The sequence below is a fragment of the Stecheria intestinalis genome, from assembly GCF_009696165.1.
Classification (GTDB): domain Bacteria; phylum Bacillota_I; class Bacilli_A; order Erysipelotrichales; family Erysipelotrichaceae; genus Bulleidia; species Bulleidia intestinalis.
Window position 1 is genome coordinate 43,089 of record NZ_VUMN01000015.1, and the last position, 26,343, is coordinate 69,431.

Annotated in this window: 22 protein-coding genes; 12 read left to right on the top strand and 10 right to left on the bottom strand. The window is 48.7% G+C overall.

Annotation, left to right across the window (positions count from 1 at the left end):
* The first annotated feature begins 29 nt into the window (after positions 1-29).
* The 3 genes from FYJ51_RS07430 to FYJ51_RS07440 all read left to right on the top strand — a co-directional run bounded on the left by FYJ51_RS07430 (position 30) and on the right by FYJ51_RS07440 (position 1,560).
* A complete protein-coding gene (locus FYJ51_RS07430; RefSeq protein ID WP_154504604.1) occupies positions 30-875 on the top strand; it encodes a transposase in 846 nt (281 codons plus the stop codon).
* A 77-nt stretch (positions 876-952) separates the two neighbouring features.
* Entirely contained in the window at positions 953-1,228 is a 276-nt protein-coding gene (locus tag FYJ51_RS07435; RefSeq protein WP_105303386.1) for a type II toxin-antitoxin system Phd/YefM family antitoxin, read from the top strand.
* Between the two features lie 2 nt (positions 1,229-1,230).
* Positions 1,231-1,560, top strand: coding sequence for a type II toxin-antitoxin system RelE/ParE family toxin (locus tag FYJ51_RS07440; RefSeq protein ID WP_154504606.1), 330 nt, complete (start codon positions 1,231-1,233; stop codon positions 1,558-1,560).
* 567 nt (positions 1,561-2,127) lie between these two features.
* Here FYJ51_RS07440 and FYJ51_RS07445 read toward each other — a convergent pair.
* The gene (locus tag FYJ51_RS07445) at positions 2,128-3,612 is read right to left on the bottom strand and encodes a nucleotide sugar dehydrogenase (protein WP_154504608.1); all 1,485 of its coding nucleotides are present in this window, start codon (positions 3,610-3,612) and stop codon (positions 2,128-2,130) included.
* Between the two features lie 219 nt (positions 3,613-3,831).
* Here FYJ51_RS07445 and FYJ51_RS07450 point away from each other — a divergent pair, with 219 nt between their 5' ends.
* Together FYJ51_RS07450 and FYJ51_RS07455 are read left to right on the top strand one after the other, a co-directional pair.
* On the top strand, positions 3,832-5,814 hold the full coding sequence (locus tag FYJ51_RS07450) for a glycosyltransferase family 39 protein (RefSeq protein WP_154504610.1): 1,983 nt from the start codon (positions 3,832-3,834) through the stop codon (positions 5,812-5,814).
* Position 5,815: 1 nt separating this feature from the next.
* Positions 5,816-7,504, top strand: coding sequence for a glycosyltransferase family protein (locus tag FYJ51_RS07455; RefSeq protein ID WP_154504612.1), 1,689 nt, complete (start codon positions 5,816-5,818; stop codon positions 7,502-7,504).
* Between the two features lie 33 nt (positions 7,505-7,537).
* On the opposite strand, the gene FYJ51_RS07460 is transcribed toward FYJ51_RS07455, so the two are convergent.
* From FYJ51_RS07460 to pheS, 3 genes are all read right to left on the bottom strand, one after another.
* Positions 7,538-8,395 carry a DMT family transporter gene (locus tag FYJ51_RS07460; RefSeq protein ID WP_154504614.1) on the bottom strand — a complete coding sequence of 286 codons (858 nt, stop codon included), beginning with the start codon at positions 8,393-8,395 and terminating at the stop codon, positions 7,538-7,540.
* Between the two features lie 94 nt (positions 8,396-8,489).
* Entirely contained in the window at positions 8,490-10,889 is a 2,400-nt protein-coding gene (pheT, locus tag FYJ51_RS07465; protein WP_154504616.1) for a phenylalanine--tRNA ligase subunit beta, read from the bottom strand.
* Positions 10,890-10,902: 13 nt separating this feature from the next.
* A complete protein-coding gene (gene pheS / locus FYJ51_RS07470) occupies positions 10,903-11,940 on the bottom strand; it encodes a phenylalanine--tRNA ligase subunit alpha (protein ID WP_105303379.1) in 1,038 nt (345 codons plus the stop codon).
* Between the two features lie 1,042 nt (positions 11,941-12,982).
* Between pheS and FYJ51_RS07480 the strand changes: the two genes are divergently transcribed.
* Positions 12,983-13,273: an acylphosphatase gene (locus tag FYJ51_RS07480; RefSeq protein ID WP_154504620.1), complete on the top strand. Its 291-nt coding sequence runs from the start codon at positions 12,983-12,985 to the stop codon at positions 13,271-13,273.
* Here FYJ51_RS07480 and FYJ51_RS07485 read toward each other — a convergent pair.
* Complete coding sequence (locus FYJ51_RS07485) at positions 13,270-13,998, bottom strand: TrmH family RNA methyltransferase (protein WP_154504622.1); 729 nt, start codon at positions 13,996-13,998, stop codon at positions 13,270-13,272. The two genes, FYJ51_RS07480 and FYJ51_RS07485, sit on opposite strands and share 4 nt — an antisense overlap.
* A gap of 256 nt (positions 13,999-14,254) precedes the next feature.
* On the opposite strand from FYJ51_RS07485, the gene phoU reads away from it, so the two are divergent.
* The 6 genes from phoU (at position 14,255) to FYJ51_RS07515 (ending at position 20,099) form a co-directional block, all read left to right on the top strand.
* Positions 14,255-14,899, top strand: coding sequence for a phosphate signaling complex protein PhoU (phoU, locus tag FYJ51_RS07490; protein WP_154504624.1), 645 nt, complete (start codon positions 14,255-14,257; stop codon positions 14,897-14,899).
* A complete protein-coding gene (locus FYJ51_RS07495; protein ID WP_154504625.1) occupies positions 14,896-15,582 on the top strand; it encodes a winged helix-turn-helix domain-containing protein in 687 nt (228 codons plus the stop codon). Before phoU ends, FYJ51_RS07495 begins: the two co-directional genes overlap by 4 nt.
* A complete protein-coding gene (locus tag FYJ51_RS07500; RefSeq protein WP_154504627.1) occupies positions 15,579-17,246 on the top strand; it encodes a sensor histidine kinase in 1,668 nt (555 codons plus the stop codon). Before FYJ51_RS07495 ends, FYJ51_RS07500 begins: the two co-directional genes overlap by 4 nt.
* Positions 17,247-17,391: 145 nt before the next feature.
* On the top strand, positions 17,392-17,835 hold the full coding sequence (gene tnpA / locus FYJ51_RS07505; RefSeq protein WP_154504629.1) for an IS200/IS605 family transposase: 444 nt from the start codon (positions 17,392-17,394) through the stop codon (positions 17,833-17,835).
* A complete protein-coding gene (locus FYJ51_RS07510) occupies positions 17,822-18,979 on the top strand; it encodes an RNA-guided endonuclease TnpB family protein (RefSeq protein WP_154504631.1) in 1,158 nt (385 codons plus the stop codon). The genes tnpA and FYJ51_RS07510 overlap by 14 nt, the downstream gene beginning before the upstream one ends.
* Before the next feature lie 172 nt (positions 18,980-19,151).
* A complete protein-coding gene (locus FYJ51_RS07515; protein WP_154504633.1) occupies positions 19,152-20,099 on the top strand; it encodes a diacylglycerol/lipid kinase family protein in 948 nt (315 codons plus the stop codon).
* 119 nt (positions 20,100-20,218) lie between these two features.
* Here FYJ51_RS07515 and FYJ51_RS07520 read toward each other — a convergent pair whose 3' ends face one another.
* The 5 genes from FYJ51_RS07520 to FYJ51_RS07540 form a co-directional block, all read right to left on the bottom strand.
* Positions 20,219-21,673 (bottom strand): ATP-binding protein, encoded by a 1,455-nt coding sequence (locus tag FYJ51_RS07520; RefSeq protein WP_154504635.1) that lies wholly within the window; start codon positions 21,671-21,673, stop codon positions 20,219-20,221.
* 317 nt (positions 21,674-21,990) lie between these two features.
* Positions 21,991-23,724: a phosphoenolpyruvate carboxykinase (ATP) gene (locus tag FYJ51_RS07525; RefSeq protein ID WP_105303369.1), complete on the bottom strand. Its 1,734-nt coding sequence runs from the start codon at positions 23,722-23,724 to the stop codon at positions 21,991-21,993.
* 41 nt (positions 23,725-23,765) lie between these two features.
* Entirely contained in the window at positions 23,766-24,491 is a 726-nt protein-coding gene (locus FYJ51_RS07530; RefSeq protein ID WP_235897251.1) for a TrmH family RNA methyltransferase, read from the bottom strand.
* On the bottom strand, positions 24,491-25,711 hold the full coding sequence (locus FYJ51_RS07535) for a peptidase U32 family protein (protein ID WP_154504637.1): 1,221 nt from the start codon (positions 25,709-25,711) through the stop codon (positions 24,491-24,493). Before FYJ51_RS07535 ends, FYJ51_RS07530 begins: the two co-directional genes overlap by 1 nt.
* The coding region (locus FYJ51_RS07540; RefSeq protein WP_154504639.1) for a U32 family peptidase at positions 25,689-26,343 on the bottom strand (655 nt) is incomplete at its 5' end. The genes FYJ51_RS07540 and FYJ51_RS07535, both read right to left, overlap by 23 nt.

Consider the following 26,343-nt stretch of genomic DNA (forward strand, 5'->3'; position numbering starts at 1 on the left):
GATATGAAGCTGGCTGCCTTAGGTTTAAACTGAAGCGCGATCTTGAAAGTAATGGTCTGACCACAAAGATCCTTGCCCCTGCTTCTATTACCGGAACAGAAATCAACATGCGCTGCAGGAAGAAGACTGACAAGCGGGATGCCGAAGCGATTGCCAGGTCACTGAAGAATCATGAATACAGTGAAGTCTATACCCCTGATGAAGAAGATGAATCAGTACGTGATTTCATCCGTATGCAGCAGGATCACAAGAAGCAGCTCAAAGTGATCAAACAGCAGATCTGTGCCTTTACTACCAGGCACGGATATAAATTTACGGATGGTAAGAATTACTGGACAAAGAAGCACATGAAATGGCTTAAGGAGCTTCCTCTGGAGGGAATTAACAAGGAAACGCTGAATTCTTACCTGCTGTCATATGAAACAGTTTCTGATCGCATTGAACAGATGAACAAGCGCTTTGAAGAAATCGCTGAATCGGATAAATACCGGGAAGCAGTTCACAAGCTTATCTGCTTTAAGTCAGTGAAAGTGCTGACTGCACTGGCTGTGATTGTAGAAATCGGAGATTTCACCAGATTCGTTAAAGCAAAGAACTTTGCAGCGTTTTTGGGTCTGGTTGCAGGAGAACTCAGCAGCAGCGGGGATCAGAACCAAACGGGAATAACAAAGCAGGGAAACACTTTTTTGAGAAAACTCCTTGTGGAATGCGCACAATCTTTCTCAAGGGCATCATCTGGAAAAAGTGAAGGATATAACACAGTTGTAATACGCAGAAACCCCTTTTGTTATCATCGAATTGCCCATTGGGCAATTCCGAAGCACCGGATTTTGTATTGCAAAACTCCTTATCCTGCTACGTTAAGAATGCCCTGATTTCTACCCTTTTTCTATCAGGAAGACTTGTAAGAATAGTCATAAAACGATAGAATTTGACTATAAGGAGGCTGCCTATGATTTTTTCTGAATCTATCAGGCCATCTGCGGACTTGAGAAATCATTACAGTGAAGTGTCAAAGGAATGCCGGGAGGATGGCAAAGCCGTCATTATTACAGTAAACGGAAGAGGCGATACAGTCAGTCTTGGCTATGAAGATTATCAGCTTATGAAAGCCAGGCTTGAGCTTCTGGAAATGCTTGGTGAAGCCGAAGAAGATGTTCGTGAAGGAAGAACTGCACCTTTGAAAGAATCCTTTGATTCTCTTCGGAAGGAACTAAAAGGTGAATAATCATGTATCAGCTGACAAGAACTGATACATTTGATGAGCAGCTGAGAGAAATCATCCTTAGGATTGCTGACAATTTCGGAACGGCAAACGCTTTGGAAATATTGGACTCGATTGAAGAATCCCTCAACAATCTTTCAGCTTTTCCCCGCATGGGTGCTGATCCAAAGTATCCAGTATTAAAACGGCAGGGATATAAAGTTCTTGTTCTGAAAAAGAATCTTGTGTTTTATAAGGTGAATGATGAAGAGCAAACTGTGATCATCGATGCAATTGTCGATTCATGCCGTGATTATGTCCGCATTGTTCTTGGGACAAACGGCTATAAGAATTAAATGTTCACTGCAAGCTTTCGGATGATTCCGATGGCTTTTTTTCTATGGCGTGGCCAGGATTTTTTCGTGTCATAAGCTGATATCTGATCTTATCGTAAAGCATAAGATTTTTTCCTGTATCAAACCAGCTTCTTTCTCATTTTCTTAACAAAATAGTGAGGTTTACACCATTTCAGGCGCGTTATCCACATGCATGCAGATGATTAAGTCATTAAAATCATCTGCATCCAATGTGATTACGTACCATAAATCCCCAACTAAAACTGCTCCGTATGAGCTGAGGAATTCCTGAAAACTGCTGTACCTTCTGACACGGAATCCATAGGAATTTGATACTGCCATTCGCAATGAGGAGAAGAAACAAAGAAAATGCAGTAAGCACCATAGCTGGCCAAGTCCGGATCATAACCCTGGCACGGATATGGCTGACTTCATGAAGAAACTATTAAGAGGCATCGAGAAACAGATATATCTGCTTCTCGATGTTCCAAGGTTTCCGGAAATTCTCTTTGCATCAGAAAAACCGGAACATGCAGAATGCATAGTTCCGGATCTGACGAGAATCATTCAGTCTCTTCGGAAGAGGTCTCTGGTATAGACCTTGTCTTTCACGTCATCCAGGCAGCTGTCATAGCGGTTCGCCAGGATGCAGGCAGACTGATCCTTGAAAGACTTCAGATTGTTGACTACCTTGCTGCCGAAGAAAGTGGTTCCATCTTCCAGCGTCGGCTCATAGATGATCACAGAGGCGCCTTTGGCTTTGATGCGCTTCATGACTCCCTGGATTGAAGACTGGCGGAAATTATCGCTGTTGGATTTCATGGTCAGCCGAAAGACACCGATCGTCACCTGCTTTTCCTGGTCTTTGCAATAGCTGTTATCTTCCCCGTAGGAATAATACCCAGCCTTCTGAAGAACACGGTCAGCAATAAAGTCTTTTCTGGTCCGGTTGGATTCCACGATTGCCTGGATCAGGTTTTCCGGAACGTCATTGTAATTTGCCAATAGCTGCTTCGTATCCTTCGGCAGGCAGTAGCCGCCATAGCCGAATGATGGATTGTTATAATGTGTTCCGATGCGGGGATCCAGGCAGACCCCGTCAATGATCGATTTCGTATCAAGGCCTTTGGTCTCGGCATACGTATCCAGTTCATTGAAGTAGCTGACTCTCAATGCAAGATACGTATTGGCAAATAGCTTGACTGCCTCTGCTTCGGTCGTACCCATGAACAAAGTCGGAATATTCTCCCTGATTGCCCCTTCCTGAAGCAGTTCTGCAAAGGTATGAGCAGCCTTTACCAGTTCTGGATGATCCATATCGGTACCGACAATAATTCTGGATGGATAGAGGTTATCAAACAATGCCTTGGATTCTCTCAGAAACTCCGGGCTAAAGAGGATATGCGCTCCAGGATATTTCTGCTGCAGAGACTTCGTATATCCGACCGGAATCGTGCTCTTGATGACGATGATCGCTTTTCTGTTTACCGAAAGGACCAGATCAATCACCTGTTCCACGGCAGAGGTATCAAAGTAGTTCTTGCTGGAGTCATAGTTGGTCGGTGCAGCAACTACCACGAAGTCGGCATCTGCATAGGCGCTTTTTCCATCCATGGTTGCAGTCAGAAACAGCGTCTTCTCTTTCAGATACTTCTCGATGTATTCATCCTGGATCGGGGAAATTCTCTGATTGATCTGATCCACTTTCTCTTGCACGATATCCACTGCGGTGACTTTATGATGCTGACTGAGCAATACGGCAATGGAAAGACCGACATAGCCGGTACCGGCTACTGCAATCCTGAGAGATGGATCCGGCCTTGTGCTCTGAGCAGAAGAAGCTTCTTCAAATAGATCACCCGGATCGAATTCCAGGACGGAAGCCAGGGCTTCCAGCTGAGGAATGGAAGGCATATATTCTTCGGTTTCCATATGGCTGAGCATCGTGCGGTTGATGCCGGTCAGTTCGGCAAGCTTCTGCTGCGTCAGCCCCTTCTGCTTTCTGCCGTTCAGAATCGTATCAGCAAGTCTTTTCTGTGATAATTTCTTCATAGTCCTCCTGAATGTTATTTTCTGTAACAATAACTATATATTTTGCCTTAATCTTCGCTTATATAACGTATCATATTTCAGAACAGGCAGGAATACCGGAACCTAAAATCTTATTTTTGTTATGATTCATAACATTCGCTATTGAAAACAGGGAAGTCTTTTTGGGCATAATGTTTTCAGATGGAAATAGTATAATTTTCTGGTTGAAAAGAGGTTTTTATGCGCAGTTTAAGTCTCAGATTATTTCAGGATGCGGAACTGCTTCCGATGGTGCTGTGCTGTCTATGTGCAGTGCTCGTTTTATGGCTGGTGTTCCGATTTGCACCGATCAGATGGAAAGAAGATCAGAAGCAGGAAAAGAAGCAGGAACACCTTCCCTGGTTTCATGGCACGAGAAAAACTTCAAAGTGGACGAAGAAGGACTGGTGGTACGTCAGTGTCCTGACCGTCTGCTATGCGATTGTTTCGTTCTGGCAGCTTGGCAGCACGAAGTTTCCGAGCACGACCTGGCAGCCGAGCACGACTCCGCAGAGCGTGGTGCTGGAGCTGACGGAAGACACGCATTTCGATACGATCTATGCAATCTATGGTGAGGGCGACAATAACAGCAACCTGGATACGTATCAGCTCGGTTTCCATGATCTGCAGATCTCCGGCTCCGAAGATGGAGAAAACTGGCAGGAACTCACCACACTCAGCGATGGCAGCATCTATCAGTACAAGCTGGTCACCGGAGACTGGAATTACCGCTATATCCGGATCACTTCCGTCAATAAGAACGACACGCTGACCGAGATCGGTTTCAAGGCAGCCGTGGAGAAGAAGTTTCTTCCGGTGGCTGTGAAGGAAGATGAGGGCGGCACGATGGAATATCCTGCTACCCTGCTCATTGATGAACAGGATAAGCTTGCTCTGGATCCGATCTATCTGAATGAAAGCTATTTTGATGAAGTCTACCATCCGCGCAATGCCTGGGAGATCGCAAATGGCGAATACATGTATGCGACCGTTCATCCATTGCTCGGTACGTGTCTCATTGCCCTGAGCATCAAGCTTTTCGGCATGAATCCATTAGCCTGGAGAATTCCGGGTGTCCTGTTCGGAATCTTCCTGATTCCGTTATTCTACGGCATTCTGAAGCGGCTGTTTCAGAAGGAGAAGGTGGCTGGTGCGGGAGCATTGATGCTGGCGTGCGACTTCATGCACCTGGCGACGTCCAGAATTGCAACGCTGGAACCGTTCAGCGTGTTCTGGATTCTGCTCATGTACCGGTTCATGATCGATTACTGCTATACGAATTACTATGATTCGTCCCTGAAAGATTCTCTGAAAACGCTGCTGAAGTGCGGGATCGCAATGGGCATCGGCATCGCTACGAAATGGACTGCCTGCTACAGTGCCATCGGTCTTGCAGTGCTGCTGTTTATGACTCTGGGAGTCAGAGTTCATGAATCTCATTGTGCTGTGAAAGCTCTGGCTGGAGACGCCTCGAAATACAGTGCTGAAGAACTTGAGCTGCTTCAGAAGATGGCTGGCAATGGCAAGGCATATTTCTGGAAGACGATTGCCTGGTGCTTCTTATTCTTCATCGGCATTCCGATCGTGATCTACTGGGTTTCCTATCTTCCGTGCAAGGTATGGAGAGATGGCTGGTCCATTTCCAATGTCTGGAGCCAGTGCGAGTATATGTATCACTACCACATCAATCTCAAGGCAACACATCCATACCAGAGCACCTGGTACCAGTGGCTGTTTGATATCCGGCCGATCTGGTATTTCGGAAGAATGGATGCCGAAGGCATGTATCACTCTATTTCCTGCTTCTCGAATCCATTGCTGACGTGGGCTGGCTTCCCTGCTATCCTCTATGTCATCAAGCGAGCTCTCAAAGACAGAGACCGGAATGCATGGATCATCGCCGCTGGATATCTCTCGGCATTCCTGCCATGGGTTACCCTGGTCAAGCGCTGTGTCTTTGCATATCACTTCTATCCGACCAGTTTCTTCATGATTCTTGCAATTGCCTACTGCATTGAACGGATCTGGAAGAAGAACAATTCGTCTCTGAACCTCTGGGCCCGCATCTTCTTGATTGCAGTGGCAGTGCTCTTTGTGATGTTCCTTCCGGCTACAGCAGGATTCTGCACCACGACTGCTTATATCAAGTTCCTGGAGTGGTTCCCGAGCTGGTATTTCGGATAATATGAAACGCTATTTCTCGCATTATGGGAGATACCTTCTCGCCGCCCTGATTCTGAGTCTTGTATTCTGCTATCCGTATCTGCTGAAAGACTTCGTGGGCATCGAGCATGATACATTCTTCCATCTTTCCCGGATCACCGGGATGGCAGAACGCATCGCGGCCGGCGATTGGTTTCCTTGTATCTACCCGTACAAGAATCATGGCTTCGGCTATGCCAGCCCGATGTTCTACAACGATCTCTTCATGATCATTCCGGCATTGCTCTACAGCGCCGGCTGTTCTCTTGCCTTCTGCTATAAGTTCGTGATCTTTTCAGCCACATTCTTTTCTGCTTATGCCATGTGCTGTCTCATTGACCGCACCTCTGGAAAAGCGGGGATAGCAATTCTGATCTCTGCAGCATATCTCTTTGCAAACTACCGCATTACGGATGTCTATGTGCGCAGTGCAGTCGGAGAGACGATGGCATTTGTGTTCTATCCGGTGCTTCTGTCAGGTCTCTATGAAGTTCTGGACCAGAAGAAGGCAGATCACTGGCCCCTGGTCACGATTGGTCTGACAGGGCTTCTGTGCTGTCATAATCTGTCCTTTCTATTCGGGGTTGTCCTGTTCCTTGTCTTCTTCTGCATCGATCTGAACCGGATCAGCAAAGATCAGTTCATTTCTCTCTGCAAGGCAGTATTGATCGCATTTCTTGTCACAGCCTGGTTCACGCTGCCGATGATCGAACAGCTCTCCAGCAATACCTTTATCCTGAACTATTACGGGGCTTCTTCGGATCTTTCTTCCGGGGCAATGCCGTTATGGAAATTCTTTGCCAATCAAACCATTTTCGGATATGGCTCAAATAATCTGGAAAAAGACCGGCAGATGCTGCTGAATATCGGTTGCTTCCTGACCTTTGCACCGCTGACCTGGTTCCTTGTTCCAAGCGAGGAACAAAAACAGCAGTGCTTTATCAAGAGCTGCCTGATTCTGGGCTATGTGATGATGCTGCTGCCAGGAGACTGGATCCCATGGGGCAGCTTAGCAGCCCTCAGGATCCTGCAGTTTCCATGGCGCTTAGAGGGACTGGCAATGGTTCTGCTGACTGTCCCCGCAGCTGCAGGAATTTCTCACCTGGCAAAGAAATCATGGTTGCCAGTTGTGCTCTGTGCTGCGGTGACTGCAGAAGGAGTCTGGCATCTGGCACCAGCCATGAACCGGACATTCGGAATCACCAGCTCCAGCACCTATTCGGATATCACTGAAGGCAGACTGACAGACCCCTATTATTCTGCAACCTATATGCGGGTAGAACTTGCCGGAGGGGATTATCTTCCTCTGAACAGCCCGGACTTCCGAGGCTATTCCACTGCTATCAAGAACAATGATGGAACGGATACGGATATTGCTTATACCAAGGACGGAACTGCTCTGTCTTTCTCCATTGAGGAATCGCAAACCGGAAAAACTTATCTGCTTCCGCTTACCTGGTATAAAGGCTACCAGGTTTATCACATCAGTTCAGATGGAACGAAACAGAAAGTCACGACCTTCCCCAGCAGTCAATCCATCGTCTCCTTCTATGCTGAAGAAGCTGGTAATTATATCTGTGTCTATGAACATACTGGCGTACAGACCTTCAGCAGAATCCTGTCACTGGCCTTCATTGCCGTGCTGGCAGTGTTCCGGAAGAAAATCAGATAGCCGAGAAGCGAAGCACCACTCTCTGGTGCTTTTTTACGCCGGCTGTCTCGTCGTCGATACGGATACCCCGATCAGAATGATGATGCCCCCGAACACCTGGCGAAGGCTGATAGTTTCCTGCAGAATCAGCCAGGAGAAGAAAACGCCGAAGATCGGCATCAGATTCATGATAATTGCAGCATTAGCAGCGGGGATTCCCTTCAGACCATAATTATACAGAAGCAATGCTGCCACCGAACAAGCAGCACTGAGATACAGAATGGCAAGGCACACGGATGGCGTAATACTGGTAAGCATCGGTTTTTCTAATACCATCATCGGCAGGAAGAAGATCGTTCCGATCACGGTCTGATAAAACGTCATGGTAAAAGAATCATACTTTCCGGAGATCGACTTGGTTTCGTAGTTGTAAAAGCCCCAGAGAAAGCCATCAGCCAGAAGAAGCAGGTTTCCGAAGAGAGAAGAAGATTCGGATGGATCATATTCCGTGAGCACAGCAATTCCGGCAATGGAAATGAGAATTCCTGCCAGCATCCTTTTTGAGGGTCTTTCCCGATATACCGTCAGACCGACCAAGGCAGTAAGAGCCGGAAAAGCCGCTTCAATCAGAGAAGTATCGGAAGCAGATGTCTTCTGAAGTGCAATATTCTCCAAAGCATAATAGACACTGATGCCGAGAATTGCAGAGAGAAGCACGGGTTTCAGATCCTGTTTTTCGATTTTCTGACGGTTTCCTTTCAGAAGGCAGATTGCCCCCATCAGAATGGATGCGATTGCAAAGCGGATCATACAGAGCAAAAGCGGAGAAACCGACTGATAGGCAATCTTGGTAGCAATGAAAGAAGAACTCCAGAACAGAATAGCAAGAATTGCAGAAAGATAGTATCTCATCGGTTTCTCATCCTCCAGAGAGAATCATATCCGGGAATTGTAAAGAAAGCACACCAAAGAAAGGAACAGGTCCTTTCCCTGTTCCTTTCTGAGCTCAGGCTCTTAACTGTGCTGAAAGCTTGCTGCTGAGGCTGTCCAGGATTGCCTGGTGAGCAGCAGTGATCTCTTCTTCTTTCAATGTATGATCCGATGCCTGATAGACGATATGCAGAGCGACAGACTTCTTGCCTGCTTCCACATGTTCGCCTTCATAGACATCGAAGATCTCTGCTGAACGTACGATCTTCTTGCCGGCTTTTCTTACGACTTCCAGAAGTTCTTCTGCCGGTACACTGCGATCGACAACCAGAGCGATATCTCTGGATACAGACGGATAGCGATCCGGAGCCGTATAGCGGATTCTTCCGGCTTTGCCATTCAGAACCGGTCCGAGGTTGAGTTCTGCATAGACCACCCGCTTCAGATCATACTTTGCAGCGTAGGTCGGATGCACTTCTCCGAATACGCCGAGGAACGAATGATCCAGCCAGAGTTCTGCCGAACGGTACGGATGGAAGTGAACAAGATCGGTCTTGTTCTCCCGGATGGATACTCTTGGTACCTGGAAACCGCACTTTTTCAGCCATTCAGTCAAGATTCCCTTCATGGCATAGAAGTCGCCGGAAACCGTATGCTGATGAAGCGGATCAGAATGGAGATTGCCATCAAGGAAAATTGCCAGACGTTCTTCTTCCTTGCCGCCTTTTCCATAAACTTTGGAAAGCTCGAAGAATGCAAGATCCGTATTGGAATGTGCTTCATTGTACTGCCCGCATTCCAGCATGGAGTTGATCAGAGAAGTACGGATATATTTCCTTGCCTCAGACATCGGCATGGATAAGGCAATTGCTTCTCCGGCCGGCTGGTAGGCATTCTGAATATAGTCTTCGCCGACCAGCGTATAGGTCACGACTTCATGAAGATTCAGTGCCGTGAGAATTTCTCTCGTATTTCTGCGCAGAGCCTGGACCGGAGAGAGTCTTCCTACAGTTGCCTGCATCTGCGGAAGTGTAGATCCGAGGCTGTCAAAACCGATGAGACGAATCACCTCTTCATCGATGTCTGCCTGTCCTTCAATATCGGTACGATAAGAAGGAATATGCGAGAGGATGGTATCGCCATCGATTTCCGGTCTGAAATCAAGGCTCTTCAGAACATCTGCTACCTGCTCCATCGTGAAGTCGGTTCCAAGCAGGCCATTGCAGTGGCTGAGGGTTTCTGAAACCGCCAGCGGCTGATAGACTTCATTTCCTGCTTTGACGGTTTCTTCAAAGCCGGACGCATCCGCATATTTCTGCAGCAGTTCCACGGACCGGGCAATGCCCTTTTCAATGGAACAAGGCTCCAGTCCCTTCGTGAACCGTGAAGCTGCTTCCGTGATCAGATTCAGACGGATCGAAGTACGGCGGATCTGCGCATGATCGAAATGGGCTGCTTCAATGAGAATTGCTTTGGTATTCTCATCGATCATGGATTCTTCGCCGCCCATGATGCCGGCAACGCCAGTCGGCTCGCCTCCGGTCGTGATCAGGATATCGCCTTTCTGAATTTCAAACTCAGCCCCATCAAGAGCAGTGAGCTTGGTTTCCACATCATCGACAACGGTAATCTCATGGTGCGGAAGCTTGGAAAGATCATAGTAATGCAGAGGCTGACCGGTCTCCAGCATGACAAAGTTCGAGATATCGACGACATTGTTGATGCTGTTCATGCCAGCCGCATGGAGATAGTTCACCATCCACTTCGGAGAAGGGCCGACTTTGACATGATTCACTACCTTGCCCCAGTAGCTCGTGCACTTCGACGTCTTCAGCGTGACAGAGAAGGTTCCCTTTTCTCCGGCTTCGTCCTTGCCGCTGTAATCCGGCCAGGTGACCGGACGATGGAGAATCGCACCGACTTCCTTTGCCATATTCCACATGGCCGCGCAATCGGCCCGGTTCGGGGTCAGCGACACATCGAGGATCGTATCATCATAGCCAAGATACTTGAGCACCTCGGTTTCGCCGACCGGTGCATCTGCCGGCAGTTCTTCAATGCCGGCGATCTGTGCTTCACTCAGAAATTTCTTATCGACGCCAAGTTCAAACAGTGCACACAGCATGCCATTGCTTTCATGGCCATGAACCGGCTTTGCAAGAATTGTTCCGCCCGGAAGCTTTGCCCCCGGCAATGCAGTGATGACTTTGAGGCCTGCTCTGCAGTTCGGTGCTCCGCAGACAATCTTAACGGTTTCTTCCGGGTTCTCGTGAATGCGGACAACCGTATCATGAAGATGCGTATCGGGAATGTCGTTGCATGAAAGGACTTCGCCGATGACCAGGTTCGTCCCGGAAGCCATCGGTTCGATGCCTTCGACTTCCAAGCCTGCCGTCGTCATCTTCTGAGCAAGCTCTTCGGGGCTGATGCCGGCAAGGTCCACATATTCACTGAGCCATTTATAACTTAATCTCATCGTCTTTTCCTCCTCAGTCAAACCGGTCGAATGTCTTCAGGAATCTCAGATCATTCGTGTAGAAGCTGCGGATATCATCAATGCCGTACTTCAGCATCGCAACCCGCTCCAGGCCGACTCCGAAGGCAAAGCCGCTGCACTTCTTCGGATCAAAGCCATTCATCTCCAGCACATGCGGATGCACCATGCCGGCCCCGAGAATCTCAATCCAGCCGCTGCCTTTGCAGACGCTGCAGCCTTTGCCATTGCAGAACGGGCAGGAGACATCGACTTCCACGGAAGGCTCCGTGAACGGGAAATAGGAAGGACGGAAACGGATCTGCCGGCCTTCGCCGAACATGCGGTTGGCCATGAACTCCAGGGTTCCCTTCAGGTCGGCCAGCGTGATATGCTCGCCGACGACCAGACCCTCGCACTGCATGAACTGATGGGAATGCGTCGCATCGTCATCGTCTCTGCGGTATACCTTGCCCGGGCAGATCAGCTTGATCGGAAGCTGGCCATGTGCCTTTTCCAGCTCTCTCATCTGCATGGCCGTGGTATGGGTACGGAGCAGCGTATTCGGATCGATGTAGAACGTATCCTGCATATCTCTTGCCGGGTGGTCCTTCGGAATGTTGGCAAGCTCGAAGTTGTAGTAGTCCTGCTCAACTTCCGGTCCTTCGGCAATCTTGTAGCCCATGCCGATGAAGAGGTCTTCAATCTCCTGCTGAATCATGATCAGCGGATGAATCGTTCCCGTCTCCAGCCGATCGCCGGCCAGCGTGATATCAATCTTCTCTTTTTCAAGCTGTGTGCCTAACGCGGCTTCCTTCAGCGCTTCCTGGCGTTTCTCCAGGGCTTCCGTGACTGCCTGTTTGCAGGCATTGACCTTCTGGCCGAAGGCAGGCTTTTCTTCCTTCGGGAGATTCTTCATCTCTGCCATCAATGCCTGAATGGAGCCTTTCTTGCCAAGATACGCGATCCGTACCTGGTTCAGTTCTTCCATCGTTCCGGCAGACTGCACGGCTGCCAGGGCTTCGTTCTGAACCTGTTCAATGTGTTCACTCATGAATCTCTTTCCTCCTGATCAGATAAAAAACGTTCCTGAAACATCCAGGAACGTCATGAACGCGGTACCATCCTGATTCACTTTCTCAAAAGAAAGTGCACCTTGATTGCTCTGTAACGGAGAGTCCCGGAGACGATTAATCTCACTGGAAGAGTGAATTCCTCTGCACCCCTGTCAGAATCGTCTCAGCCTTTCCGATTCCTCTCTTGGACAGATGCGATGCGAGTACTTGTCTCTTCTTCTGCGCTTTGAACAGAAATAATCATATTCAGAAACGAACCGAAAATCAATTCCTATCGTTCTTCCACTTCATGGTAAAGCTGATAGATCTCATCGAGATCATCCGGTCCGGCAATAAACGCATTGCCTAATAATTCCATGTTGCCATGATCCAGCAGAATGCCTCCCTTGTCCGGAAGAATCGCGATTGATCTTCCCTTTTCTTCGAGGGCCCGGATGATTCCGCCGAGATGAAATACGTCTTCAAAGTAATGCGTATCAAGATCAAACCCGGACAGAAGCCCCAGTCCATCCCGGTATTCGAACTCATGATCCTCATCCGGCGTCCGGTAATACTCTTCTAAAAGAATCTTGGATGCTTCCGAGATTGTGATCAGAAGTCCCGGATAATTCCGGATGGTCCGGATCAGCCCCAGGTCTTCCATGCGCAGCATGCACTCTTCCGGGTCATTGCCGACCACGCACAGGATATCCGACCGTCGGATGTCATGTTCCAGCTCTTCCGGTTCTTCGCGGTGGTAGTCCGCAAAATAGATATCTTTCTGCTTGATGCCGTAGGAAANAAATGGTCTTCTGAGGTCTTCATAGTATTCGCTTCCTTCGGAGAAGCGATCCTGGAAGATCTCTGCATCGCTGGCCCAGCCTTCTTCATAGGCTAATGGCAATATGCAGACCTTCATGCCGGGACGGATCAGCTCATACAGGGTTTCTGCAGCCCATGCCTGATCGAAGTTTGTCTGATTCAGCAGAATCGCTGTCATGGAATACCTCCTGAAACGTGTTTTCGTGCTATTCTGAAGCTATGAAACGAGTGAAGATTCTCTATGAAGGAAGAGTCCAGGGAGTGGGCTTCCGCTATACGTGCATGGCCCTTGCCCAGGAATTAGGTCTGACCGGATATGTGAAAAACCTGGAAGACGGTGATGTCGAACTGGTTCTGCAGGGAGACGAAGCAGCGATCAATCGTTTCCGCATGAGACTGCCTGCGGAGAATCGCTGGATGCGCATCGATCATGAAACCGAGACGGAACTTCGGGCAGATCCTTCCGAGAAGAAATTCCGCTATGAGTTCGGCGGATACGGATACTACTAAGCCCGGAACCGGTACATCACGATGCCGCCGGCAACGGCGACATTGAGAGATTCAAAGCCATGCATCTCTATGCGGATCCGTTCGTCTGCAGTCTGCTGAAGGTTCTTTGAAACGCCCTGTCCTTCATTGCCCAGGATAAAGGCCATCTGCTCACTCTTTTCTAACGAAGAGAACGGAATGCTGGCATCGAGAGCTGTCGCAATAACCTTGACCCCCTGTTTCTGAAGTTCAGGAACCAGTTTGTTCAGATCCGTGCGGATCAGAGGAATATGAAACAGTGCCCCCTGGGTGCTGCGGATTGTCTTCTCATTATAGAAATCACACGTCTCTTCCGAGCAGCAGATGCCGTCAAAAGAAAACGATACGGCCGTGCGGATCAATGTGCCGAGATTGCCCGGATCCTGGATTCCATCTAACAGAAGCAGTCGATGATACGAAGTGATTGATGGTTCAGGCTTTCTGCATACCGCAATCAGATGAGCTTTGGACACATTAGCCGAAAGCTTCTTCATGATTTTATCGGTAACGAAGAGGTTCCGGATATCTGGAAATGGCGTCTCTTCGAGGTCGCTGATCACACACTCAGCAATGCCTGCAGAGATGGCTTCTTCAATGAGGTGCTCTCCTTCGACGAGAAATTTTCCGGTCCGGTCTCGTTCTTTTTTTTCGTGCAGGGCTGCCCATTCCTTGATTCTGGCGTTCTGCAGGGATTCGATTTTTTCCATATGGATCAGTGTAGCACAAAGACCTGATCACATTCCGATTTCTGCCTGTCCTTTGCCGATCTGCTTCACTTTTTACATAGATTTAACGTTTCACTCCGCATTCACTTTACATTCATTTTTCATACTGATTCGGGTAGAGGAAGAACTGCCTTTTCGGCTGATTGCGAGTGCTGATTTATGGTAATGTAGCAATGGTGATACCGCTTCCTCAGCACGTGATATTCTGGCAGACCGTCAGAAAAGGGAGGACTGCATCATGCGTTCAAGATTAGACTCGGGTCTGAGAGACCTGAATACCGAAATGATCTCCATGGGAGGACTTGCAGAGAAAGCCATCCGCCTGGCGGATACTGCCCTCATGGAGGGTGACAGCAAATCTGCGAAAGAAGCGATGGCCCTGCAGGGAGAGATCCGTTCCAAGGAAAAGGCCATTGAGCAGCTATGCATGAAGTATCTGCTGCTGCAGGCCCCGATGGCCCAGGACTTAAGAACGGTCAGTGCTGCCTTGAAGATGATCACTGACATGAGCCGCATCTGCGAGATTGCCGGAGATATGTCGGAAGAGATTCTGAACATGGGCGGAAGAATCGGCATTCCGGGTACCCAGAAGATGGCAGAAGCCACGAGAGCCATGGTATCTGAGGCAATTGATGCTTTCGTCAAGCAGGATCTTTCCATTGCCAGAAAAGTCATCCGCAGCGATGATGTCGTGGATGATCTGTTCAATCAGACCAAGCAGGAAATCATCCGCATGATCGTGCAGATGCCGCAGGACAGCGCATATGCCGTGGATCTGGTCATGATTGCCAAATACTATGAGAAGATCGGCGATCATGCGGTGAATATTGCCAAGTGGGTCATCTATTCCATTACCGGTTCCACAGAGGAGGGAGAGGAATGATTGCCGTTGTTGAAGATGACAGCAGTATCCGTGAGATTGAAATCTATACATTGAAATCGACCGGCTTTGCGGCAGAAGGATTTGAAGACGGAAAGTCGTTCTTCGAATCGCTGAAACAGGAAAAGCCGGAGCTTGTGATTCTCGATGTGATGCTGCCGGATGAGGATGGGGTTCAGATTCTGAAGAAGCTGAAAGCAGATCCGGACACTGCCTCGATTCCGGTGATCATGGCAAGTGCCAAAGGCACGGAATATGACAAGATCCGGGGACTGGATCTCGGGGCAGATGATTATCTGGCCAAGCCATTCGGCATGATGGAAATGGTTTCCCGGGCAAGAGCAGTGCTGCGCCGCTGCAGCACGCAGGAAACGGCGAGCACGGTCGTCACGCATGGTCCGATCCGCATCGATCCTCAGAAACATGAAGTCTATGTCAACGATGAGGAAATCTCGCTGACCTTGAAGGAATATGAGCTGCTGAAGCTGCTGCTTTCGCATCCGGGCATCGTCTATACCAGAGATCAGCTGCTGAATCTGATCTGGGGTCTGGAATATGATGGCGAGACGAGAACCGTCGATGTCCATATCCGCACGCTTCGTCAGAAGCTGAAGGATGCCGGTTCGTGCATTGATACCGTAAGAGGAGTGGGCTACCGCTACCGGGAGGAGGAATCTTCTTCATGACGAAAAAGATATTCAAGTCAGTCTTCTTCTCCACACTGGTGATTCTGGCAGCTTCCCTGGCTCTGATCCTGGGAGCACTGAATCGCTATTTCATGAGCCTGGAAGAAACTCAGCTCACCTCGCAGGCACAGCTCGCGGCAGCCGGAGTGGAAACTTCCGGCATGGACTATCTCAATTCTCTGCCTTCCAGCGACGAATACCGCATCACCTGGATCGCTGCTGATGGAACGGTGCAGTTTGATAATCAAGCAGATGTTTCCACGCTGGAAAATCATCTGAACCGGGAAGAAGTCCAGCAGGCATTAATCAATGGCGAAGGCAAAGCCGTCCGCTATTCTTCCACGATGGCCCAGAGGACGATGTATCATGCGGTGCTCTTAGCGGATCATACAATCCTGAGAATTTCTGTTACCACGGATACCGTCGGTCTCATAGTCCTGCGTCTGACGACGACCCTGTTATGGATTCTGATCGGTGCAATCGTGCTTTCCTGGTTCATGTCAAAGTGGCTGTCCAGGAGAATTGTTGAACCGCTCAATCATCTCGATCTTGATCATCCGCTCGAGAATCAGGGCTATGAAGAGATCGCTCCCCTTCTGACCAGGATTGATTGCCAGAACGATCAGATCAGCGATCAGCTCAATCAGCTTCATCAGAAGCAGAAAGAATTCGAAACCGTCACTTCTTCGATTCACGAAGGACTGATCGTCCTGAATCATCAGGATGAAATCCTCTCGGTCAATCCGGCTGCCCTGCGTCTGTTTGAAGCAGACAGCAGCGTGAACGGCAAACATATCCTGACCCTCTGCCGGGATGAGAAGATCAGCAGAATCCTTGAAGAAGTCCATGCAGGCAGACAGGCCGAAGACATTCTGACCGTCAAAGACCGCACGATCCGCATTGCGGCTGCACCGATCACAAGCAAAGGTACTTATACCGGGGCCAGCTTCCTGGCTTCGGATATCTCAGAAGAATACGCTGCGGAGCAGCAGCGCCGAGAGTTCACCGCAAATGTATCGCATGAGCTCAAGACGCCTCTGCAGTCCATCATGGGCAGCGCAGAACTTCTGGAAAATCATCTTGTGAAGCCGGAAGATGAAGCTCAGTTCGTCCATCGCATCCGCATTGAGAGTGCAAGACTTCTTACCTTGATTGATGACATCATCCGCCTGTCACAGCTGGATGAGAATTCCGTAGCAGAAGAAGAAATCGTGAATGTCAGCGATCTGGTCAGAGAAGCTCAGGAATCTCTGCAGAAGTCTGCAGAAGAGCATCATGCCACGATTCAGACCGATCTGAAAGAAACAAAGATCAAAGCGAACGCAAGACTGATCTATGAGATTGCATACAACCTCATGGACAATGCCATCCGCTACAACAAAGAGAACGGCACGGTAACCGTATCCACGTATTGCGATGCAGATCGCTGCTATCTGAAAGTCAGAGATACCGGCATCGGCATCCCTGCTGACAGCCTGAACCGGATCTTCGAACGGTTCTACCGGGTTGACAAGAGCCATTCCAGAGCAACCGGCGGAACCGGGCTTGGCCTTTCAATCGTCAAGCATGCGGTTTCCATCTCCCATGGCACGATCCAGGTATCCAGCCGCATCAATGAAGGCAGTGAGTTCCTGGTGACCTTCCCGGCTGCCGAACAGAAGTGACTGATTCTTTCAGCACCTGCCGTGACTGCGGCAGGTTTTTTGTAGGATCGCCAAGGAAACTCGGTTCTTCAGAGCCGAGATGAATTGGCTTAATACATCCTTTCAACCCCTACATATGGTAGTGCGGATATGATATAATTAATGCATGGAAAGAAACGATGAACGGCTTACACATGGTAGAACATCTGTGTATAATCTGAACTACCATATTGTGTGGGGGACAAAATTCAGAAACAGAGTTCTTAACGGTGACATAGAAGCTGACCTCAAGCAGCTGATGCATGACATTGCGAAAGAGAAAGGATTTACTATTACGCACCTGGAGATCGGAACGGATGATCATGTACATCTAATGGTTTCTGCTCCGCCGAAGCTTTCTGTTTCAACAATTGTCAAATGTCTCAAAGGCACTTCTGCATTCCGCCTTTTCCGTATGCATCCTGAATTGAAAAAATATTACTGGAAAGCAGAAGACCGTCACCTATGGGAACCTTCCTATTTTGTCGAAAGCATCGGGGCACCGAATGAGCAGGCTGTCGCCAAATACATTGACGATCAGAGAAAGAAGGAATCGTATGACGATCATTAAGAAGGGATTCAATCTTCAGCTGTATCCGAATGAAGAGCAGACGAAAATGCTTTCCAGAACGTTCGGCTGCGTACGATTTGTTTATAACCAGATGCTCAATATGCAGAAAGAACGGCATGACAACGGCGGGAAATACGTCAGCACATACGGCATGAATTATGTGCTGACGCAGCTGAAACGTGAGAACGCATGGCTGAAAGAAGCTGACGCAACTGCCCTGACATCTGCGAACGATCATCTGAATGCGGCATTTCAGAAGCTGTTCTCCGGACAGGGAGGATACCCGAAATTCAAATCAAAAAAGACATGCACGGACAGCTATACGTCCAAGTGTGTGAACGGCAATATTTACGTTATTGATGCGCACCATATCCAGATCCCGAAGATCGGAGCTATTTACTTTCGCTCCGGAAAACTTCCTCATGGGAAGATAAAAAGCATTACCGTTCATCAGAATCCGGATGGACGCATCTGCGCCTCCGTGTTATGCGAATACAATGAGGCCGATTTTCCTAAAACAGGCAGGTCCGTTGGAGTCGATGTCGGGCTGAAAGATCTTGCCATCCTGTCTGACGGGACAAAGATCCCCCTGCCCAGGTGGGACAAATCAGAAGATGATCATCTGCATTACTGGCAGAAGATCGCTGCTCGTCGTCTTCGGAAAGCAAAAGAGGCTATGAAGGCCGATCCGTCTTTAAAACTGACAGACTTTAAGAACTATCAGAAAGCAAGAAAAATGTGTGCAAAGATTCATGCACATATTGCAAACCAGAGAAAAGACTATCTGGACAAGGTCACTACCGCTCTTGTCCGCAAGTATGATGTGATTGTCATCGAAGATCTGAAAACCAAAGACATGATGCACAATCATCACCTTGCCAGAGCAATTGCCAATGCCGGATGGTCTGAATTCGCAGGAATGCTCGAATACAAGTGTGCCTTCTATGGCAAAACGTTAATTAAAACAGATCCTGCATATACAAGCCAGACGTGTTCTGCATGCGGTGAAGTAAACAACCGGCTGGGATATAACCATTATGGATGGCTGAAAGTCCGTGAGTGGACATGCCCTGCCTGCGGAGCCCATCATGACAGAGATATCAATGCGGCAAAGAATATTCTGATGGCTGCCTCCGCAGCCTGATGTGCATTACAACGGCCCGGAACGGTGCCGTGGTTAATAGCCTGTCCTCTGGATGCCGATTCTGGCAGTAAGACGGGCGTTCCCAGAAGCTCTGTCACGTCAGTGACGAGTAGTTCACACTGCAGATACAGAAATCCGTGTCTGTCCATTACGAAGCAGGATTGCTTCGTTTATGATAGAGACAGATATGGTGAAGAAACGTGTACTCTTTCTGGCAAATCTGACTTCCGGCACCGGATCTATCCGGCAGCAGTTCCCGGAAGTACTGACGATTCTCGCTTCGCATGGATGCGAGACTTTGGTATATCCGATTGATCCTGCAGCCGGACTTACTTCCGAGAAAATTCTCTCGGAAGCAGAACGTCACTATGACTGCATCCTGGTAGCAGGCGGAGACGGAACGCTGAATCATGTGATCAACGCGATGATGCACCTGGATATTCATGTGCCGATTTCCTATCTGCCAGCCGGAAGTGCCAATGATTTCTCGAAGACCCTGACCGGCGGAAAAGCATTGTCGGTGCAGGAAATTGCCGAAAGCACTGCCGGAAGTCATGTCTATGCATATGATATCGGCAAGTTTGGGGATTCCTACTTCAATTACATCGCCGCGTTCGGTGCGTTCACGAATGTAAGCTATGAAACATCCCAGAAGTCTAAGAACCGCTTCGGCTACAATGCGTATGTGCTGGAAACGATTGCCAACCTGCAGAGCGGCTTGAGCTATCGCGAAACGATGCAGATTGAGCATGACGGGATCATTGAGACAGGCGATTACATCTTCGGGGCTGTATGCAATACCACAAGCATCGGCGGCATGGAGACGCCTCTATTGAAAGATACGAAGCTGGATGATGGTCTCTTTGAATGCCTTCTGATCAAAGCGCCGAATAATCTGATTGACTATAACAGCATCATGGCTGATTTCAACGGCAGAACTTCATTTTCCAAGAATCCGTTTGCAACAGTATTCCAGACCAGAAGCGTGACCTTCAGGCCAGCAAACCCAATTGCCTGGACCCTGGATGGCGAAGATGGCGGATCGCATCAGGAAGTTGCGGTCTCGGTAGTGCCTCAGGGAATGAAGATTCTCATTCCGGAAGAAACTCAGGAATCCTGAAAAATCTCATGAATGATGAAGAAGGCAGCCATGATCCGGCTGTCTTCTGTTCCGATTGCATGCATGGATTCTTCTGAAGGAAGGAATGTCAGAAAACGTGATCAGCGCGAATGATGTTTTCATTTCGCAACAAATTTCTGATATCTGCTCCGCGGCTTATCCGGAATTGTCATCTGCAATTCTCCTGAGTTCACAAGAGGCTGCACATATCTGGACATCACATAGAATTCAGTTTTGATTTTCAGATATTCTGCAATCTCTTTTCTGCTTCTCGGAGTTATGCAGAACGACAGGATTCTGTTCCTGATTTCTTCTGTATTGTCTGAATTGGCAGATCTGATCAGAGAAGGCTCTTCCCGATTGAAGAACGTCACAACGAACTCGTCTCTTCGGTTCTCGAATTTCGGTTCAGGCAGATGATATTCCTTCATCGCCCTTCTCATGGTCGGAATTCCGGAATAGCGATTTTCTGCGCTGGTCAGATTTTCTGTCATGACAGCCAGAGCGGGGTTTCTCTGATCTGGCCTTCCATAGCCTAGCTGTTCTATACTCATTCTTCCATACAAAGTACCAGGGCTATGAATCTCAAGCCGGTCTGCAAAGAAGTCGATCTGAACCGGAGTTCCCTCCGTATAGATGCTGTAGTCTCGGTGTATGAGTGCATTCAGAATTGCTTCTCTGATCGCATCCACCGGATACTCBGTGCGATCTGCCCGAAGACCTGTTTTTTCATCGATAACGGTCCGGATCTTCATATTTCTGCGGCAGAAAAGAAGTGCCTCTTCCACCATTTCAGGTATTGTTCCTTCGATGCGGCGATTATCCAAGAAGCGGGCATTCTGGGCATCAGTCTGTCCAATTTCAGTTCCAGGGACAACAATTGCAGTAATTCCCAGCTGAGGAAAAAATCCTTGAGGAAAAATACCGAAATTCATGACCGCTGCCAGGGTCGGCTCTTTTCCCTTCAGAACATTCAGCATTTCAAGCATCTGTGATTCCGGAAGCTTTGAAAACCCAGGTCTTTCCTGCTTTCTGAGCTGAATATACTTTCCAAGAGTTTCACGATTCAAGCTCTCGATTGTGGCATCAGGAACAGGACGGACATCATCATGAAGATGTTTCCGGAAGGCTTCAAAACTATACAATTCGTATTCCGTCATCGGAAGATCTGCATCGCCAACCCGGATAAAGGATCCCCTGACTCGTCCAGCTCCTTTGTAATAGCAAGGCCTTTCCGATAGATCAATTGCAGGTATTTCTGCAGAGCAGACCCATACTCCGCTGATTTCAGCCATCGAGAACAGTGCTCTCACAGGAGGCTCCATCTGATTGCATTGCTCTGTTACTTTCTTCTGAAGATCCTGCGGGTCATAGACACCGACAAGAGAATAATCATGTTCTTCATCGATCCCGAAAATGATAATACCGCCCTGATCCTGATTAGAGAACGAGGATAAAGTATCATAAAGCCTCTGCGGAGTACCTTTATTAGCTGCTTTCAGTTCGATAGTCTGCTCTTCAGATTTCTGTTTCTGAATTTGTCTGACTAATTCTCTTAATTCATTTGCTAACATTTTGCTTACCAATCAGTCAATAATCTCTTAGTTTATTTGGATTTTAGCAAATAAATTTTGATAAATCAACCATTTAGCAAACAAATTAGTGGTTTTTTTAGATTATTACGTATTTTAGCAAACGTATTGGCAAACTGATTTAGGTTATTTCACAAATCAGCTAAGAAATCTGCAAATCAATACAGGTTTTCTGCTGAATCTGAACTAGACCCGCACTTCTCGTTTTTCCTCCATATCTTCCCTTTATGAAGCTGCTTTTCTGACAATATAAAAAATCTCTGCAAGCTGTACTCACAGAGATTCATTCAGGTATTGATTCAGTCCTCAGTCTTGCTGCCGGTTTTGCCGAGAATCGCAAAGTCCATCAGGGCCTGAGCTGCTTTGGTAATGCCATGGTCACCTTTATTCGGAAGTCCGAGGCAGGTATAGACCTCACCGACCGGAATGCCTTTTTCAAACAGTTTCGCGAAGATCTTATCGATCAGCTTCTTCGTTTCTTCCTGCTTCTGCATCGGGCCGAACGGGTTGGCAAAGAAGGTTGTGGAAAGTCCCTTCTCCTGAGTCGTGCCTAAGGCAAACCGCTTGCCTTCGAGGAAGACCGGCTCTGCTTCTTCTGCGGAAGAGAACAGGTGCATGCCTCTCTTGTCCGTATAGTTGTTGGCATACAGGAAGCAGTCTACTTTCTGGTTCGTGGTCACGACATAATACGGAGCCGCCGGGAGCACGACTCTCGCGTTCGGTTTCTCCGGATTGAAGAAAATCGACCGGTCCATGTCCTTGTAGGCAGTTCCCTTATCCAGGTCATCGAGTCTCACAAAGGCACCGATCTCGGTTCCCTGAGCCCGGATCTCGCCATTCTCATCGATATGCACGGTGCCCATATCATCGAAGACGGTTTCCTGATGATCAATCAGATCATCTGCCAGAGCAGACAGCGCTTCGAGAGTCTCGGACTTGCCGGCTCCGGAATCGCCCATGAACAGCAGTCCCTTCTTCGTTCCGTCTTTGAGGTAGATATTGACCATTGCCCCATGGATCGGCAGCCAGCCTCTCTGAATCATGGCGAGGTTATGCAGCGTCAGGAGAGACTTCTTCGTATATCCGAAGTAGTCGATCTCCTTAGCAGCGCTGACCTTTCCGACCCAGATATCATTCTTCTGATCGTGATAGAATACAGTATCTTTCGTGCCGTCTTCGACGCCGAACAGCTCAATGCAGTCTGGCTTGCGGACAGCTGCTTCTTCCGGAGCAGCCAGTTCGAACAGGTTTGCCATGGCAACTGCAGAACTGATGTAATTGCGATGGAAATACGCAAATACGAGCAGTTCGCCGATCTTTGCCGGATAGCAGATCCAGTCATCCTTGGCATCCGGATCCCTGAAGTCTTCAATCGGATTGTAGGAAACCTCGGTAAACGTATTCGTGCGCTTGTTGGAACGCGGATGCAGGATCAGCGGAGTGCGGATCATCGTCTCATTGACGAAGGCAATGCTTCTGAGCTTGTCATACTCTTCCGGCAGATGATCCGGGTAGTACTGAAGCAGAAGCGAGGCATTAGTGCCGGCATGAAGCTGACGGTATACCTTGTTCTTCCCGCCCTGGACTTTTTCTTCGGCAGTACGATAGACATTCAGGCACAGATCATTGATCCGGGAATCTGCTTCCAGGAAGTTCTGGATCTGATAGCCTTCTTCGTTATGCGTGTAAAGCACGGAAACACGCTGCAGCTTGCGCCAGTAGTTATATGCTTCTTCAATGACCTGAAGGAACTTCTCGCGGTTCGTGATCAGGTAGTCATGAATCTCATTGATGTCCACAACCATCAGGTACTTCATGACCAGAACAATTTCATCTTCAAGATCCTTCTCGGTCAGCTTGCTTGCCACAAGCCAGCAGTACAGATCATAGTGCTCCTTCTTCAGAACCGGAAGGAAAGAACTGAGAAAACTGCGGAACCCCTCCGAACTGAGCAGTTCGTGCGGCGTGCGGAAATACTGTTTGGAATAATTCAGAATCACGGTATCTTCGTGGAAATAATACGCTTCTCTCATAGCTGTCCTCTTTCTCGCGAACATTCTAGCACAGGAATGTTTCAGCGGTACTGTCTCTGGCGCAGGATTTCAAATGAAAGCGCTGCCGAAGCCCCTGCCGCATTCAGCGCATTGCGGAAATCATTCGCATAAGGAATGAAGATGTTCTGATCAGCCTCCTTCAGCACGGAAGAAGAAAGACCTCTCATCTCCCCGCCGATGCACAGCAGCAGCGGAATCGTGAAGTCTGCCTCAAAATACGACACCGCATCTTTCCGCATTGCTGCATAGATCTTCAGACCATTTTCCCTGCATGCATGAACCATGCCCGCAGGGTCATCGCTGCAGACAAGATTCAGATATTCCGAAGCTCCGGCACTTGCTTTCACGATCACCTGTTCGCTTCTCGACCAGTCACGCTTCTCTAACAGCAGCCCATCGCAGCCTGCACTGTATAATGAGCGCATCACGTAGCCGAGATTATACGGATCTTCCACGCCTTCTAATAGCACCAGAAATGGATTCTCTTTGTGCAGGCAGTCGGAAAGACTTTGATACTTCCGCTCTTCTGCTTCTGCCAGGATGCCGCCATGCGTGAATCCTTCCGCCATGGCATCGAGTTCTTCTCTAGGCTTGCGAAGCGTTTCAATACCAAGCTCTTCTGCCTTCTGCTCGATGAAGTGCGTGTCCTTATCATGCTTGCGGGAATCAATCAGAATCCGGTTCACTTTTCTGTGTCCGCCAAGCATTGCAGCCTTGACCGAAACTTTTCCTTCCAGAATCATCATTAAGCCTTTCTCAGAAGATCATCGATCTTCACTGCAAACGGCACCGGAATCTTCAGCAAACGCATCGGAACCCGGCTCTTTTCGAGATATTCGCCATTCTCATTCTGCATGGACTTCACCGTGAACGTCCGATTCTCCATTCCCGGTTCCATCACTTCAATCCGATCTTCGAGATCAATCGGATTCCTGGTTTCCAGCACTAATACCCCTGCGTTTTCATCATAGGAAACGACTCTGCCAAGAAAGCCGTGATTGACATCCTTGTCGGAGTTTTCATGCATGATCACTGCGGCAGAATCAATTCCTTCATAGAAGCCCGGACACGTCTCCCGGTTTTCTGCCTTCAGAATCTCATCGGCATGGTATGCCATGCGTTCCTCAGACAATACATAGTCGTGCGCCATCAGCTCATCCATGAGATGCCGGTAAGCACTGACAATGCCTGCCACATAGAATTCCGTCTTCATGCGTCCTTCGATCTTAAAGGAACGCACGCCTGCCTTCATCAGTTCTGCAATTTCATTGACTGCGCAGAGATCCTTCGATCCCATCGTATAGAGATGGTCCGGATCAGTCAGTTCCTTGTCATTCTGAAAGAGATGATACGACCAGCGGCAGGACTGCGCACAGCCGCCGCGATTGGCATCTCTTAAGGTCATGCGGTTGCTGAGGGTGCAGCGGCCGCTGTAGTTCACGCACATGCCGCCATGGATGAATGCTTCCGTATCCACCGGACAATGCGAGACGATTGCCCGCACTTCCTCTAACGTGCATTCTCTTGCCAGAACGACCCGGTCGATATCCAGCTGATCCTTCAGAAACTGAGCAGTGCTGGCATTGGTGACCGACATCTGCGTGCTGCAATGCACTTCGAGTTTCGGTGCAGTCTGCTTGGCCAGCTTCATGATGGCCGGACTTGCAGCGATGATCGCAGTTACCCCGATGTCTTCCAGGGTCTTCAGGTATTCTTCCAGACCATCAAAGTCGCTGTCATGGGGAATCTCATTCACCGTCACATGGATGCGGGCATGGTACTGGTTCGCATAGCGGACTGCTTCGGCTATTTCATCGATGGAGAAGTTGGATGCCCGGCTGCGCAGGCTGAATTTCTGTCCGCCGAGATATACCGCATCTGCTCCATAGCGTATCGCTGTCTCTGCTCTTCTTAAGTCTCCTGCCGGAGCCAGCAGTTCCGGTTCAGAGAATGGTCGGCTGTTCATAGTATCCCTCGCTCAATGATAATTCCGGATGGTTCTTCCTGTAGGTTTCTGCAATGGCTGCAGCATCTTCTCCATTGAGAATCTTCCGGTATGCAGAATCTGCATCAATCAATGCCTCCGGCTCCGGAAACACCGGATTCAGGAAGAAGCGTTCTGCTCCGGCATCCGCAAAGTCATTCAGATGCAGGAAGGATTCCTGCACGAAGTCCGAATAGATCAATGTTCCTGCTTCTGTTTCGATGATCGGCATCTTCTCGTTCCGCTTGGATTCCTGAATGGATAATCCTTCAGTATTCTGAAGACGATTCTGATAGCCCGAGAACTTCTTCCATTGCGTCAGCAGAAGTCTTCTGGAAACAGACATCAATAGATTCCCATGGATGGTCAGTTCCGTATGCGGGCAGGAAGAAACGATCTCGAGAACTTCTTTTCTGGTCAGAAGCGGTGAGATCGAAACGCCGGCGATGCCGGTATCGTTCCAGAAGGAAACATCTTCCTTACTCACAGCAAGCGTCATCGGCCGGTAGATCAGCTTCTTGCGGAGATGATCCGAAGAGATCTGAAAGACTGCCGGATCGCTGAAGTAGATATGTTCCGGATTCATGGAATCAAGCTCGTTCAGGACTGTTTTC

What these genes read in the sequence shown, in the direction of transcription:
- FYJ51_RS07515 (WP_154504633.1), top strand. Translation starts at nt 19,152, where the DNA reads ATGATAGAGACAGATATGGTGAAGAAACGTGTACTCTTTCTGGCAAAT.
- FYJ51_RS07435 (WP_105303386.1), top strand. Translation starts at nt 953, where the DNA reads ATGATTTTTTCTGAATCTATCAGGCCATCTGCGGACTTGAGAAATCAT.
- FYJ51_RS07535 (WP_154504637.1), bottom strand. Translation starts at nt 25,711, where the DNA reads ATGAACAGCCGACCATTCTCTGAACCGGAACTGCTGGCTCCGGCAGGA.
- FYJ51_RS07460 (WP_154504614.1), bottom strand. Translation starts at nt 8,395, where the DNA reads ATGAGATACTATCTTTCTGCAATTCTTGCTATTCTGTTCTGGAGTTCT.
- FYJ51_RS07495 (WP_154504625.1), top strand. Translation starts at nt 14,896, where the DNA reads ATGATTGCCGTTGTTGAAGATGACAGCAGTATCCGTGAGATTGAAATC.
- FYJ51_RS07485 (WP_154504622.1), bottom strand. Translation starts at nt 13,998, where the DNA reads ATGGAAAAAATCGAATCCCTGCAGAACGCCAGAATCAAGGAATGGGCA.
- phoU (WP_154504624.1), top strand. Translation starts at nt 14,255, where the DNA reads ATGCGTTCAAGATTAGACTCGGGTCTGAGAGACCTGAATACCGAAATG.
- FYJ51_RS07510 (WP_154504631.1), top strand. Translation starts at nt 17,822, where the DNA reads ATGACGATCATTAAGAAGGGATTCAATCTTCAGCTGTATCCGAATGAA.
- tnpA (WP_154504629.1), top strand. Translation starts at nt 17,392, where the DNA reads ATGGAAAGAAACGATGAACGGCTTACACATGGTAGAACATCTGTGTAT.
- FYJ51_RS07450 (WP_154504610.1), top strand. Translation starts at nt 3,832, where the DNA reads ATGCGCAGTTTAAGTCTCAGATTATTTCAGGATGCGGAACTGCTTCCG.
- FYJ51_RS07480 (WP_154504620.1), top strand. Translation starts at nt 12,983, where the DNA reads ATGAAACGAGTGAAGATTCTCTATGAAGGAAGAGTCCAGGGAGTGGGC.
- FYJ51_RS07455 (WP_154504612.1), top strand. Translation starts at nt 5,816, where the DNA reads ATGAAACGCTATTTCTCGCATTATGGGAGATACCTTCTCGCCGCCCTG.
- FYJ51_RS07440 (WP_154504606.1), top strand. Translation starts at nt 1,231, where the DNA reads ATGTATCAGCTGACAAGAACTGATACATTTGATGAGCAGCTGAGAGAA.
- FYJ51_RS07500 (WP_154504627.1), top strand. Translation starts at nt 15,579, where the DNA reads ATGACGAAAAAGATATTCAAGTCAGTCTTCTTCTCCACACTGGTGATT.
- FYJ51_RS07445 (WP_154504608.1), bottom strand. Translation starts at nt 3,612, where the DNA reads ATGAAGAAATTATCACAGAAAAGACTTGCTGATACGATTCTGAACGGC.
- pheT (WP_154504616.1), bottom strand. Translation starts at nt 10,889, where the DNA reads ATGAGATTAAGTTATAAATGGCTCAGTGAATATGTGGACCTTGCCGGC.
- FYJ51_RS07525 (WP_105303369.1), bottom strand. Translation starts at nt 23,724, where the DNA reads ATGAGAGAAGCGTATTATTTCCACGAAGATACCGTGATTCTGAATTAT.
- FYJ51_RS07530 (WP_235897251.1), bottom strand. Translation starts at nt 24,491, where the DNA reads ATGATGATTCTGGAAGGAAAAGTTTCGGTCAAGGCTGCAATGCTTGGC.
- pheS (WP_105303379.1), bottom strand. Translation starts at nt 11,940, where the DNA reads ATGAGTGAACACATTGAACAGGTTCAGAACGAAGCCCTGGCAGCCGTG.